The sequence below is a fragment of the Streptosporangium becharense genome, assembly GCF_014204985.1.
Taxonomy (GTDB): domain Bacteria; phylum Actinomycetota; class Actinomycetes; order Streptosporangiales; family Streptosporangiaceae; genus Streptosporangium; species Streptosporangium becharense.
The window spans coordinates 708,371-721,978 of the sequence record NZ_JACHMP010000001.1 but is presented as its reverse complement, the minus strand read 5'-3'; the positions used below and the strand labels follow the sequence as shown (position 1 = coordinate 721,978).

9 protein-coding genes are annotated in these 13,608 nt (G+C 72.2%); 7 read left to right on the top strand and 2 right to left on the bottom strand.

Going from position 1 to position 13,608, the window contains the following annotated elements:
- Nucleotides 1-21: 21 nt before the first annotated feature.
- The 6 genes from F4562_RS03155 (at nucleotide 22) to F4562_RS03130 (ending at nucleotide 10,502) form a co-directional block, all read left to right on the top strand.
- A complete protein-coding gene (locus tag F4562_RS03155) occupies nucleotides 22-1,044 on the top strand; it encodes an ABC transporter permease (RefSeq protein ID WP_184548595.1) in 1,023 nt (340 codons plus the stop codon).
- Nucleotides 1,034-2,101 carry an ABC transporter permease gene (locus F4562_RS03150; protein WP_184548594.1) on the top strand — a complete coding sequence of 356 codons (1,068 nt, stop codon included), beginning with the start codon at nucleotides 1,034-1,036 and terminating at the stop codon, nucleotides 2,099-2,101. The genes F4562_RS03155 and F4562_RS03150 overlap by 11 nt, the downstream gene beginning before the upstream one ends.
- Before the next feature lie 10 nt (nucleotides 2,102-2,111).
- Nucleotides 2,112-3,200: a rhamnose ABC transporter substrate-binding protein gene (rhaS, locus tag F4562_RS03145; protein WP_184548593.1), complete on the top strand. Its 1,089-nt coding sequence runs from the start codon at nucleotides 2,112-2,114 to the stop codon at nucleotides 3,198-3,200.
- A 168-nt stretch (nucleotides 3,201-3,368) separates the two neighbouring features.
- Nucleotides 3,369-4,520, top strand: coding sequence for an L-rhamnose isomerase (rhaI, locus tag F4562_RS03140; protein WP_184548592.1), 1,152 nt, complete (start codon nucleotides 3,369-3,371; stop codon nucleotides 4,518-4,520).
- Nucleotides 4,521-4,569: 49 nt separating this feature from the next.
- Nucleotides 4,570-6,612 (top strand): bifunctional aldolase/short-chain dehydrogenase, encoded by a 2,043-nt coding sequence (locus F4562_RS03135; RefSeq protein WP_184854758.1) that lies wholly within the window; start codon nucleotides 4,570-4,572, stop codon nucleotides 6,610-6,612.
- A gap of 863 nt (nucleotides 6,613-7,475) precedes the next feature.
- Entirely contained in the window at nucleotides 7,476-10,502 is a 3,027-nt protein-coding gene (locus F4562_RS03130; RefSeq protein WP_184540721.1) for a glycosyl hydrolase, read from the top strand.
- Nucleotides 10,503-10,518: 16 nt separating this feature from the next.
- Here the strand turns inward: F4562_RS03130 and F4562_RS03125 are convergent, their stop codons facing one another.
- Nucleotides 10,519-11,154: a hypothetical protein gene (locus tag F4562_RS03125; protein WP_184540720.1), complete on the bottom strand. Its 636-nt coding sequence runs from the start codon at nucleotides 11,152-11,154 to the stop codon at nucleotides 10,519-10,521.
- A gap of 145 nt (nucleotides 11,155-11,299) precedes the next feature.
- Nucleotides 11,300-12,259, bottom strand: a complete 960-nt coding sequence (locus F4562_RS03120; RefSeq protein ID WP_184540719.1) for a tyrosine-type recombinase/integrase — start codon at nucleotides 12,257-12,259, stop codon at nucleotides 11,300-11,302.
- Nucleotides 12,260-12,503: 244 nt separating this feature from the next.
- Here F4562_RS03120 and F4562_RS03115 point away from each other — a divergent pair, with 244 nt between their 5' ends.
- A complete protein-coding gene (locus F4562_RS03115; RefSeq protein ID WP_184540718.1) occupies nucleotides 12,504-13,604 on the top strand; it encodes a winged helix DNA-binding domain-containing protein in 1,101 nt (366 codons plus the stop codon).
- Nucleotides 13,605-13,608: the final 4 nt, after the last annotated feature.

The following is a 13,608-nucleotide window of genomic DNA, read 5'->3' as shown; positions in this document are numbered from 1 at the left end:
CGGCACCGCGGAGGGCACCGTATGACCGCCGTCACCGCGGGACGCAGCCCCCGCAACGTGGTGGACCTGGTGTTCCGGGCCCGTGAGCTGAGCATCGTGGTGGCGTTGGCGGCCCTGGTCGCGGTCACCGCGGGCGTCAACGGCAACTTCCTGTCCGAGCAGGGCCTCAAGGACATCTTCCTGAACGCCTCCATCCTGGTGCTGCTCGCCGTCGGCCAGTCCGTCGTGGTCATCACCAGGAACATCGACCTGTCGGTCGGCTCGGTCGTCGGCCTGGTGGCCTTCACCGTCGGCGACTTCCTCGCCGCCGACCACAGCCGGGGCATCGTCTTCGCCGTCGTCCTGGGCGTCGCGCTCGGCGCGCTCTGCGGCCTGGTCAACGGCCTGCTGGTCAGCTTCGGCCGGGTCCCGGCCCTGGTGGTGACGCTCGGCACGCTGTACGTGATCCAGGGCGTCGACCACTACATCGCCCACGGCCGGCAGATCAACGCCGTCGACCTGCCCCCGGCGCTGCTGTCGCTGGGCAACGGCTCGGTCCTCGGCATCCCGTACCTGCCGCTGATCGCCGTCGTGGTGATGTTCGCCGTCGGCTACTACCTGCGTTCCTACGCCTCCGGCCGTGACTTCTACGCCATCGGCTCCAGTCCGGAGGCCGCGTCGCTGGCCGGGGTGTCCGTGCGGCGCCGCGTCATGGCGGCCTATCTCTTCAGCGGCGCGCTCGCCGGTCTGGCCGGAGTGCTCTGGCTCTCCCGGTTCGGCACCGTCGTCGCCGACGCCGCCAACGGCTGGGAGCTCCAGGTGGTCAGCGCCGTCGTCGTCGGCGGTGTGGCGATCACCGGAGGTGTCGGCACCGTGTACGGCGCGGCCCTCGGCGCGCTGCTGCTGACCACGATCACCAGCGCGCTCGTCGTGCTCAAGGTCAGCCCGTTCTGGCAGCAGGCCATCACCGGCGCGCTGCTGCTGCTGGCGATCAGCGTCGACCGGCTGCTCGCCCTGCGTGTCGCGAGAGTACTGCGAAGGAGGAACTCCCGACATGGCTCCTGACGTGAAAACCGCGCAACCCGCGGGCGGAGTGGCCGCCCTGCCCCCCGCCGGTGCGGCGGAGCGCGGCTCGTTCGGCCGCTTCCTCCGCTGGGACACGCTGGTCGGCCTGCTGCTGGTGCTCGTCTTCATCGGCGGCTCGGCGTCCTCGCCCGGCTTCGCGAGCATCGACAACCTGTCCTTCGCCCTCGGCGACCTGGGGGAGATCGCGCTGATCGCGCTGGCGATGACCATGCTGGTCGTCGCCGCCGAGGTGGACCTGTCGGTGGCCTCGGTGCTCGGCCTGTCGAGCGCGCTGGTCGGCGCCCTGTGGGACGCCGGATGGGCCATCGAGACGATCATCCCGCTGGTGGTCGTGATCGGCGCGGCCTGCGGCCTGGTCAACGGCCTGCTGGTGACCCGGCTCGGACTGCCCTCGCTGGCGGTGACGATCGGCACCCTGGCCCTCTACCGGGGCCTGGCCTACGTGGTGCTCGGGGACCGGGCCATCGCCGAGTTCCCGCAGCAGTACACCTCCCTCGCCGTGGACGACATCCCCGGCACCCCGATCCCGTACCCGGTCGCGCTGTTCATCCTGCTCGCGATCATCACCGCCGTGGTGCTGCACGCCACCGGCTTCGGCCGTTCCCTGTTCGCCATCGGCGCGCAGGAGGAGGCCGCGCTGTTCGCCGGCATCCGGGTCAAGCGCGTCAAGCTCATCCTGTTCGTGCTCTCCGGCACGGTCGCGGCCTTCGCGGGCGTGGTCTTCACGCTCCGCTACGGCAGCGCCCGCGCCGACAACGGCATGGGCCTGGAGCTGGCCGTCATCGCGGCCGTGCTGCTGGGCGGCGTCGACTTCGACGGCGGCCGGGGCACCCTCGGCGGTGTGATCGCCGGAGTGCTGCTCATCGGCCTGCTCCGCAACCTGCTCATGCTCAACGACGTGTCCACTGAGATCCAGTCGATCGTCACCGGACTGCTCCTGATCATCTCGGTGATCACCCCGCGCCTCGTCGCCGTCATAGGGCAACGACGGCGCCGTCCGTCGCCCGTTCCATCGCCCGCACCCCCCGCATCCTGAGGAAGTACTGATGTTCACCTTCTCCCGGAGGTCCGCCTCGACCACGGTCATGGCCGGCCTGCTCTCGCTCGGACTCGTCGCCTGCGGCGGCGGCACCACCAAGGACTCGGCGAGCTCGGCCGCCCCGGCCGCCCCCGCCTCCTCGGCACCGGCCACGGCCAACCCGAACGCGCCGATCAAGGAGGGCCTGAAGCTCGCCTTCCTGCCCAAGCAGATCAACAACCCGTACGAGACCATCGTCGACAAGGCGGGCATCGAGGCGGCGGCGGAGTTCAAGGGCGAGGCCAAGGAGGTCGGCCCGTCGGACGCCTCCGCCTCCTCGCAGGTGTCGTACATCAACACGCTGACCCAGCAGGGGCACGACGCGATCCTGATCGCGGCCAACGACGCCAACGCGGTGTGCGGCCCGCTCCAGCAGGCCCGCAGCAAGGGCGTCAAGATCGTCTCGTACGACTCGGACGCCTCCAAGGACTGCCGCGACATCTTCATCAACCAGGCCAACTCCGAGGAGATCGGCCGCAGCCAGGTCAAGCTGCTGTCCGAGATGATCGGCAGCAAGGGTGAGATCGCGATCCTGTCGGCGACGGCGAACGCGACGAACCAGAACACCTGGATCGAGTTCATGAAGGACGAGCTCGGCAAGCCCGAGTACAAGGACATGAAGCTCGTCAAGGTCGCCTACGGCGACGACGACGACCAGAAGTCCTTCCAGGAGACCCAGGGTCTGCTGCAGGCATACCCGAACCTCAAGGGCATCATCTCGCCCACCACGGTCGGCATCTCGGCCGCGGCCCGCTACATCTCCGGTTCCAAGTACAAGGGCAAGGTCGTGCTGACCGGCCTCGGCACCCCGAACCAGATGCGGCAGTTCGTCAAGGACGGCACGGTCGAGAAGTTCGCCCTGTGGAACCCGAAGGACCTGGGCTACCTGGCCTCCTACGCGGCCGCCGCGCTGGCCTCGGGCCAGATCACCGGCGCCGAGGGCGAGGTGCTCAAGGCGGGCAAGCTCGGCGAGCGGACCGTCGGCAAGGACGGCGAGATCATCCTCGGCCCGCCCTTCGTCTTCGACAAGGGCAACATCGACCAGTTCGACTTCTGACGGACACCCGGGCACGGCGCCTCGACCCGCGCGCCGTCCGCCCGGCCGGAACCCGCCGCCCCGCGCGGCGGCGGGTCCCGGGCACCGTGAGCACGCGCATCCCCACCGGATCAGGCAGATAGGAGGAGGGGCCGCCCCGGCCGACGCCGTGGCCGCCCCGGAGCTTCGATGAGCGACATCAAGGCCGCCCTGCGGGCGCAGGCCATCGAGACCCCGTCCTGGGCGTACGGCAACAGCGGCACCCGGTTCAAGGTGTTCGCCCAGCGGGGGGTGCCGCGGGATCCGTACGAGAAGCTGGCCGACGCCGCCCAGGTGCACGCCCACACGGGGGCCGCGCCGAGCGTGGCGCTGCACATCCCGTGGGACAAGGTCGACGACTACGCCGACCTGGCCGCGCACGCGTCGAACCTCGGTGTGCGGATCGGTGCGATCAACTCCAACGTCTTCCAGGACGACGACTACATGCTGGGCAGCGTGACCAACCCGGATCCGCGGGTGCGCCGCAAGGCGACCGACCACCTGCTGGAGTGCGTCGACATCATGGACGCCACCGGCTCCGACACCCTCAAGCTGTGGTTCTCCGACGGCACGAACTACCCCGGCCAGGACGACATCCGCTCCCGGCAGGACCGGCTGGCCGAGGCGCTGGCCGAGGTCTATGACCGGCTGGGCGACGACCAGCGGTTCCTGCTGGAGTACAAGCTCTTCGAGCCGGCCTTCTACACCACCGACGTGCCCGACTGGGGGACCGCCTACGCCCACTGCGTCAAGCTCGGTCCCAAGGCGCAGGTGGTCGTCGACACCGGCCACCACGCGCCGGGCACCAACATCGAGTTCATCGTGGCGTTCCTGCTCCGCGAGGGCAAGCTCGGCGGGTTCGACTTCAACTCCCGCTTCTACGCCGACGACGACCTGATGGCGGGGGCCGCCGACCCGTTCCAGCTGTTCCGGATCATGTTCGAGGTGATCCGCGGCGGCGGGTACACCGAGGACGTGGCGTTCATGCTGGACCAGTGCCACAACATCGAGGCGAAGATCCCCGGCCAGATCCGGTCGGTGATGAACATCCAGGAGGCCACGGCCAAGGCCCTGCTGGTCGACCGCGAGGCGCTGTCGGCCGCGCAGGCCGCCGGTGACGTGCTCGGCGCCAACGCGGTGTTCATGGACGCCTACAACACCGACGTGCGTCCGATCCTGGCGGAGGTGCGCGTCGAGCAGGGACTGGACCCCGACCCGATGGCCGCCTACGCGCGTTCGGGCTACTTCGAGAAGATCGCCGCCGAGCGCGTCGGGGGCAACCAGGCGGGCTGGGGCGCCTGAGACCCGCCCGGCATTCCGAGATCACGGTTGATTCGTTGGGGGATATTTCATGACAACTCCGGTTGAGGAGCTGTTGCGGCGGTCGCACGCGTTGGGTGCCGATCCGCGCAACACGAACTTCGCGGGTGGGAACACCTCGGCCAAGGGCACCGCGGTCGATCCGGTCACCGGCACGCCGGTGGAGCTGATGTGGGTCAAGGGCTCCGGCGGTGACCTGGGCACGCTGCGCGAGGCCGGGCTGGCGGTGCTGCGCCTGGACCGGCTGCGCGCGCTGAGCGGCGTGTACCCGGGGGTGGACCGGGAGGACGAGATGGTCGCCGCGTTCGATTTCTGCGCCTTCGGGCCCGGCGGGGCGGCGCCGTCGATCGACACCGCGATGCACGGCCTGATCCAGGCCGCGCACGTGGACCACCTGCATCCCGACGCCGGTATCGCGATCGCCACCGCGGCCGACGGTGAGGAGCTGACCACGCGGATCTTCGGCGACCGGGTGGTGTGGGTGCCGTGGCGGCGGCCCGGGTTCCAGCTGGGCCTGGACATCGCCGCGATCCAGGCGGCGCATCCGCAGGCGATCGGATGCATCCTGGGCGGGCACGGCATCACCGCCTGGGGGGAGACCTCGCAGCAGTGCCAGGCCAACTCGCTGGAGATCATCCGCACCGCGGAGGCCTACCTCGCCGAGCACGGCCGCCCGGACCCGTTCGGGCCGGTGCTGGCCGGTTATGAGCCGCTGGGCGAGCAGGAGCGGCTGGCGCGGGCCGCGGCGCTGCTGCCGGTGGTCCGCGGTCTGGCCTCCACCGACGCCGCCCAGGTGGGCCACTACACCGCCACCTTCGAGGTGCTGGACTTCCTGTCGCGGGCCGAGCATGCGCGGTTGGCCGCGCTGGGCACCTCCTGCCCGGATCATTTCCTGCGTACCAAGGTGGCGCCGCTGGTGCTGGACCTGCCGGCCACCGCCCCGCTGGAGCAGGCGATCGAGCGGTTGCGCGAGTTGCACGCCGCCTACCGGGCCGACTACGCCGCCTACTACGCCCGGCACGCCACCGCGTCCTCGCCGGCGATGCGCGGCGCGGACCCGGCGATCGTTTTGGTGCCCGGGGTGGGCATGTTCTCCTTCGGCAAGGACAAGCAGACCGCCCGGGTGGCCGGGGAGTTCTACCTCAACGCGATCAACGTGATGCGCGGTGCCGAGGCGGTGTCGGCGTATGCGCCGATTGAGGAGGCGGAGAAGTTCCGCATCGAGTACTGGGAGCTGGAGGAGGCCAAGCTGCGCCGGATGCCGGCGCCGCGGCCGCTGGCGGCGCGGGTGGCGCTGGTCACCGGCGGCGGGTCCGGGATCGGCGCGGCCACCGCGCGCCGGTTGGCCGCGGAGGGGGCGTGCGTGGTGGTGGCCGACCGGGATGTGGCCGCCGCCGAGGCGGTGGCCGGGCAGATCGGCGCGGGTGCGCATCGGGTGGCGGACGTGGCGGTCGCGGTGGAGGTGGACGTCACCGACGAGGCGCAGGTGATCGCCGCGGTGCGGGCGGCGGTGCTGGCCTTCGGCGGGGTGGACCTGGTGGTCAACAACGCCGGGTTGTCGTTGTCGCGGTCGCTGCTGGAGACCAGTGTGGCCGACTGGGACCTGCAGCATGACGTGATGGCCCGCGGGTCGTTCCTGGTGGCGCGGGAGAGCGCCCGGGTGATGATCGAGCAGGGCATGGGCGGGGAGCTGGTGTACATCGCCTCGAAGAACGCGGTGTTCGCCGGGCCGAACAACGTGGCCTATGGGGCGGCCAAGGCCGATCAGGCGCATCAGGTGCGGTTGCTGGCCGCGGAGCTGGGCCGGTACGGGATCCGGGTCAACGGGATCAATCCGGACGGGGTGGTGCGCGGGTCGGGGATCTTCGCCTCGGGGTGGGGGGCCAACCGGGCCGCGGTGTACGGGGTGGCGGAGGAGGAGTTGGGGGAGTACTACGCGCAGCGCACGTTGTTGAAGCGGGAGGTGCTGCCCGAGCATATCGCCGGGGCGGTGTTCCAGCTGACCCAGTTGACCCAGACCACCGGGTTGCACATTCCGGTCGATGCCGGGGTGGCCGCGGCGTTCCTGCGCTGAGGACCCCCCGGGGGGTTCCGGTCCGGGGGTGGGGGCGGGGGTTCGGGGGCCGGAACGGCCACCGCGCTTCCGCGCCGAAAGGGCTCCGTCCCGGGGCTCCGTCACCCCCGGGCCCGGCCCCGGCGCCACCGCGCCGGGGGTCTCCACCCCGGGGCGGTCACGGCCCTCCCGGGCTGATTTTCCGCCGCGGTCCCGGCGCACCCCGGGGCCACCCGGGACCGCGGCCGCCACGCCCCCGCGGGGATGACCACAGGTGATCCTCACCGCGGGAAAGGCGGCCGTCCGTCATCCGGACGGCCGTCGACGACCGCGTCCCGCCGGGCGCCCGCCACCCGGGCACCCGGCGGAGACCGGGTCGCCGGGCATGAGCCGGTATCCACCGTGACCCGCGCTCCGCCCGCCGCGCTCCGGGACCGGGCGCCGAGGACAGCGCGCCGAAGACAGCGCGCCGAAGACAGCGCACCCGGCCCGTCATGTGCCCGGCATGCCGTACGCCCGGCCCATCGCGAACCTGCACCCATCCACCCGCCGCGCGCCGGCGCCGGCCCGTGGGCCGGCGGCACCGTGACACGAAACGACCTTTTCCGGGGGACCGCCCGCCGCACCGGGCGGCACACCGCGTGACGCCGCACCTCACGGCGTGACATCACGCTCAACCGCATGGCGTCGCCCACAGGGCGAAGTCACGCCACGCGGCCTTTTCGGGGGAACCGTCCCGTGGAGAGAGAAGGCCCGCCCTGCTCCTCCTCACGGGCGACCACCTGGCAGTCGACCGACACCGGCCCCCGGCCGCTCCTTCCGGCCGAGGGCCCATCCCTCCATGCCTGAGAACACCTTCGTGACCCTCGAGGAGAGACAGCACCATGAGTAACGACAGCGGCAGGGGAACCCCCTTCACCCGCAGGCGGGTTCTGCAGGCGGGTGCCCTCGCCGGAGCGGTCACCGCGACCGGTCTGGGCCTTTCCCCGAACCCGGCCGCGGCCCGGACCGGCACCCGGGCCCTCCAGGGGAACGGGAACCTCGCCGACTGGTTCGCCAACCCCGGCCGCACCGTGCGGCCCAGGTTCCGCTGGTGGTGGCCGGACGCGAAGGTCGACCCCGCCGAGATCCGGCGCGAGGTCGACCAGATCGCCGACGCCGGCTTCGGCGGCGCGGAGATCGCCGCCGTCCACCACAGCATCCGCGACAAGTCGGTCCTCGACGTGGCCGTCAACGGCTGGGGCACCCCGGCGTGGAACGCCGCCGTGGAGGCAGCCCTGGACCAGGCGGCCAGGCGCGGGATCACCATCGACATCACTCTCGGGCCGAGCTGGCCCGCGGCCGTCCCCACCATCACCCCCGACAGCCCCGCCGCCGTCAAGGAGCTCGCCTACGGCTCGGCGACCGTGGCGGCCGGCGCCGCCTACAGCGGGCCCGTCCCCGCCCCCGTCGCCGCGGCGGCCCCCGGCGTGACCGCGCAGAAACTCCTGCTCGTCCAGGCGGTCCGGGTCAACCCGGCCAACTCCACCCGGAAGGAGACCGGGCTCGACTTCGCCTCCGTCCAGGACCTCACCGCCCAGGTGACCGACGGGCGGATCGCCTGGACGGCCCCGGTCGACGGGCAGTGGCTCATCCTGTCGTACTGGGAGCGTGGCTCCGGTCAGCGTCCCGAGTCGGACCCGCACACCGACCCGCTCTCCTACGTCGTCGACCACTTCAGCCGGGCCGGCACCCAGGCGGTGATCGACTTCTGGGAGGCCAACCTGCTGACCCCGCGCATCCGCGGGCTCCTGAAGAAGTCGGGCGGTGCCCTGTTCGAGGACTCCATCGAGCTGGAGACCCACGCGCTCAACTGGACGCCGGACCTGCCCGCGGAGTTCGAGCGGCGCAGGGGCTACCCGCTCGCGCCGTACCTGCCGGTGATCGTCCGCAACAAGGAGAACCCGGTTCACAGCTACGAGGCGGAGCTGACCCGGCACGTCCGCCACGACTACTGGCAGACGGTCTCCGACCTGTTCAACGAGCACCACTTCACCATGCTGCGCGACTGGGCACACTCGATCGGGCTCCAGCTGCGTGCCCAGCCGTACGGGCTGGAGACCGACGCGATCGCCGCCGCCGCCATCCTCGACGTTCTCGAAGGGGAGTCGCTGGGGTTCAAGAACCTCGACGACTACCGAGCCCTGGCCGGCGGCCGGGACCTGGCCGGGCGGACCGTGTTGTCGTGCGAGGCCGCAGCCTACCAGGGCGGCGCCTACAACACGACGTGGGAGAAGATCCTGCGGACCATGGGCGGCGCGTACGCGGCCGGCCTGAACCAGACCTACCTGCACGGTTTCTCCTACGCCTCCGCACCCGGCGTGAACTGGCCGGGTTTCGCCGCCTTCACCCCCTACAACGGCGGCATCGGCTACTCCGAGTCGTGGGGCCCCCGCCACCCCACCTGGCGGCACGCCCGGGACGTGTCGGGCTATCTCAGCCGTATCCACCAGGTCATGCAGGCCGGCACGGCCAAGATCGACGTGGCGGTCTTCCGGCAGAAGGGCTACACCAAGACCGGCATCGGCGCGAACTGGTTCACCGCGAGCGGCATCCCGCTCGGCTGGACCCACCAGTTCGTCAGCGAGCCGCTGCTCGACCTGCCGAACGCGACCGTGTCCGGCGGCGTGCTGGCGCCTGACGGGCCCGCGTACCGGGTCGTGTTCGTCGAGGGCGACCTGTTCGCCGGCGGCGAGTGCACGCTCCCGGTGGCCGTCGCCGAGAAGCTGCTCGGCTACACCCGGGCCGGGCTGCCGCTGGTCTTCCTCGGCGACTGGTCGGCGGCCACGGTGCCCGGTGTCGCCGGGCAGGGCGAGAACGAGCGCCTGCGGGCGGTCCTCGCCGAACTGTTCACCCAGCCCAAGGTGCGGGTCGTGGCCGACAAGACGAAGGTGGGCGACGCCCTGGCGGAGCTGGGCCTGCGTCCGAACACCGTCTACGCGCAGAGCTCCACCCTGCTGCACGCCCGCCGGGTCGCCGATGGGGTCGACTACTACTACCTCTGCAACGGCAAGCACGCCGAGACGGTCAAGCCGCCGGTCGCCCCGATCGACCACGAGGTCTCCCTGGCCCGGACCACCGACGGCGCGGTGCCCTACCGGCTGGACCTGTGGACCGGCCGTGCCGAGCGGATCGCCGCCTACACCGAGGAGGACGGCCGCGTCCGTGTCAGGGTGGCGCTCCAGCCGAGCGAGGCGACCGTCATCGCGCTCGGCCGGCCCGGACTGTTCGGCGCCGGGGGCGGTCGCAGCCCGCACGTCACCTCCACCACCGCCGCCGAGGTCCGTTTCGTCGACGGCAGGCTCGTGGCGCGCGACACGCGGGCGGGCAGGTACGAGACCGTGCTGTCCAACGGCCGCACGGCCACCGTCGTCATCGACACCGTGCCCGAGCCGATGCCGCTGACCGTGTGGCGACTGGAGGCCGAAGACTGGAGGCCGGGCGCCTCGGCCACCGAGACGGCCGTGACCGTCCAGAAGCCGGTGCTCGACACCCTCAAGCCGTGGCCGCAGATCCCGGAGCTGGCGGACGCCTCGGGGGTCGGCCGCTACACCGCCGTCGTCGAGCTCGGCGCCGGGTGGACCGGCGGGCACGGAGCCTACCTGGAGCTCGGCGAGGTGTTCGACACCTGCCGGGTGACCGTCAACGGCAGGCGGCTGCCCCCCGTCGATCTGATCAACCCGGTCGTGGACCTCGGCTCCCACCTGCGCCGGGGGAGCAACACCATCGAGGTCGAGGTCGCCACCACGCTGAACAACCGCCTGCGGGTCTCCGACCCCGGTGTCTACGGCGCCGCGGCCCGGCAGAACTACGGCCTCGTCGGCCCGGTCAGGCTGGTCCCCTACGGTCAGGCCCCCCTCTCGGGGAGGTGAGGCGGAGGCGCGGAGGTCAGGCGGAGGCGCTCGCGGCCGGCTCGGCGGGCACGCCGAGCGCCTCCCCGGGCCTGCCCGGCCCGCCCGGTCCGTGCGGCCTGCTCGTGTTCGCTTCGTGCGGCCTGCCCGGCCCGTTCGGCCCGGTGACCTCCGCGGGCTCCTTCGGCTCTGAGGGTTCCGCGGGATTCGCGGGCTCCCGGGGTTCCTCGGGCTCCCGGGGATCTGCGGGCTTCGGGGGCTCGACGCGGATGGCCGTGTCGGGGGTGCGCTCGCGCACGTCGTCGCTGCGGATGGCCATCACGGCGGGCGGGCTGCCCAGGTCGCCGTACCGGGTGGCGACGGCGGCGGTGATCGCCCGGCGGGCGTCGATGATCACCTGCCTGGCCGAGCCGGGCGGGACGGGCACCGACAGGTGGCCCAGCAACGCGGCGAAACGCAGCTCCTCGGCCGCCGCGCCGCCGAGCCCGTCGCCGGTCGGCGGCAGCGGCTGATCGAGCCAGAACACCCCGCCCCGCAGCAGGCCGGTGTAGGCCACGTCGTCCTGCCCGAGCGTGCTCACCGCGTCGACCAGCAACCGCCCGAACTCCGCCAGGTCCGTGTCGGGCGGAAGATCCGTCGTGACCAGCAGCGCAACCCTCAGCGCGTCCACCATGAGCGGCCATCCCTCCTGTGAGGTGGCTCATGGTAGAGGGCGGCACCGACAGTTACCGAGTTCCCGCTGAGTCTTGAGAGGAAAGAGAGGCGATCCGAAGACCGGGACCGGCCCGCCGGTGCCGGAGGGGTGAGGGCGGCCGGTGTCAGAGGGGCCGTGGCGGGGGCAGGGTGATCCGGTCGACGGCCTCGCGGCGGCGGCGTTCGGGGCGGCGGTCGTAGCGGGCCGTGGTGGCGGGGGAGGAGTGGCCGACCAGGGCCTGGGCGGTGGCGAGGTCCACCCCGGCGTCGAGCAGCTCGCCGATGAAGGTGCGCCGGAAGTCGTGCGGGGTGCGCGGCATGGCGCCCGCCTCGGCCAGCCGCCTGGTCAGGATGTCGGCGACCGCCTGGCCCGTCATCGGCGCGGGCCCGCCGTTCCTGACCCGCAGCCGCCCGAACCGGTTGACGGGGCAGAACAACGCCCCGGCGGGCCGGCCCCGCACCGCCAGCCAGCGTTCCATCCTGCCCGCGGCCTCGGCGGTCAGGTAGACCATCCGTTCCTTGTCGCGCTTGCCCCGTACCCGTAGCGAGCGCGAGCCGGGGTCGTAGTCGGCGAGGGTCAGCGCGGCGATCTCGGCGCGGCGGCAACCGGTGGAGTAGAGCGTGGCCAGCAGGGCGGCGTCCCGCACGCCCGCGGGGGAGTCGTCGCGCTCGCAGGCGGCCAGCGCCGCGCCGACGACCTCGGCCGGGACGTGCTGACCGGCGGGCAGCCGGGTGTGCTCGACCGTCGGCAGGTCGGCGGCGCGCTGGTACTCCTCGGCGGTCATCTGCCCCAGCCGCCACGCCTCGCGCAGCACCCTGCGCAGCGCGACCAGGTGCTTGTTGATGTAGGAGGGCGACCAGCCGCGCTCGGTCATCAAGGCGCGGATGCGCACGGTGTGCTCGTAGCGGAGCAGGTGCCAGGGCTGGCCCGCGCCGGAGGCCGTCTCGTCGCCGGAGATCAGGACGGCCAGCCGGTCGAGGCAGCCCCGCATGGTGCGTCGGGACTCGGCGCTGGACAGCGAGTCGAGGTACACCCGGTAGGGATCGCGCGCGGGCTCGACGGCGGGGCCCGGCGCGGGAGGCACCGCCGGAACGGATGCTCCACCTGATACGGATGCCCCACCTGGCGTGAAAGTCCCACCTGAGGTGAAAGCCCCACCTGACGTGGGGGCCCCGTCCGGCGCGGGGGACACGGCTGGCACGGGGGACACGGCTGGCACGCTCACCGGGCAGACCTTACCGGTCCTCTGTGAATCTACACAGTAAAGGCGCGCGGTCGGGAAAAGCGATTGGTAGCCTGCCGGGATCGACGTCGAAGAGAGGACCCGCATGCCCGAGGTGCTGAGCCGGCGCGCGCTCAACCGGGCCACTCTCGACCGGCAGCTGCTGCTGTCGCGGGCGGAGGTGTCCGCGCTGGAGGCCGTCCGGCGCCTGTACGGCATGCAGGCCCAGGCGCCCGACCCGCCCTACATCGGGCTCTGGAGTCGCCTGGCCGGTTTCACTCACGAGGAGCTCGCCCGGTTGCTCACCGGACGCGAGGTCGTCCGGCTGGTGCTCATGCGTTCCACGATCCACCTGGTCGCCGCCTCCGACGCCCTGGCCATGCGTCCGCCGCTGGCGCCGATGCTGGTGCGGATCCTGCGGAACTCGCACGGGAAGGGCCTGGAGGGGGTGGATCTCGACGAGCTCGCCGCGGTCGGACGCGCACTGGTCGAGGAGCGTCCGATGACCCTCCGCGAACTGGGGGATCTGCTGCGCCAGAAGTGGCCCGAGCGCGACCCGGCGGCCCTGGCCGTCGGCGTGCGCAACACGCTGGCGCTGGTGCAGGTGCCGCCCCGGGGGATCTGGGGTGTGGGCGGGCAGCCCGCCCACACGACGATCGAGGCGTGGCTGGGCCGCCCCCAGGAGGAGGGTTGCGGCCCGGAGGACGTGATCCGCCGCTACCTGGCCGCCTACGGTCCGGCGGGTGCGATGGACGTGCAGCAGTGGTCGGGCATGACCCGCCTCGGCGAGGTCATGCGGAGGATGGACCTGCGGGTCTTCGTCACCGAGGACGGCGCCGAGGTGTTCGACCTGCCCGACGTCACGCGGCCCGATCCCGCCACCCCCGCCCCGGTGCGTTACCTCTCGGAGTACGACAACATGCTGCTGTCGTTCGCCGCCCGGACGAGGACCCGGATCATGGCGGACGAACACCGGCCCCGGGTCTTCACGGTCAACGGCATCATCAAGGCGACGGTGCTGGTGGACGGCTTCGTGCGCGGTATGTGGAAGGTGACCCGCAAGCGGGGCGAGGCGGTCCTGGAGGTCGAACTGTTCGCCCCGGTGAGCGGGACGGAGCGGGCGGAACTGGAGCGTGAGGGGGCACGTGTGCTCGACTTCGTCGCCCCCCGGGCGACGGCCCGCGACATCCGTTTCCGCGAGGCGTGACGGT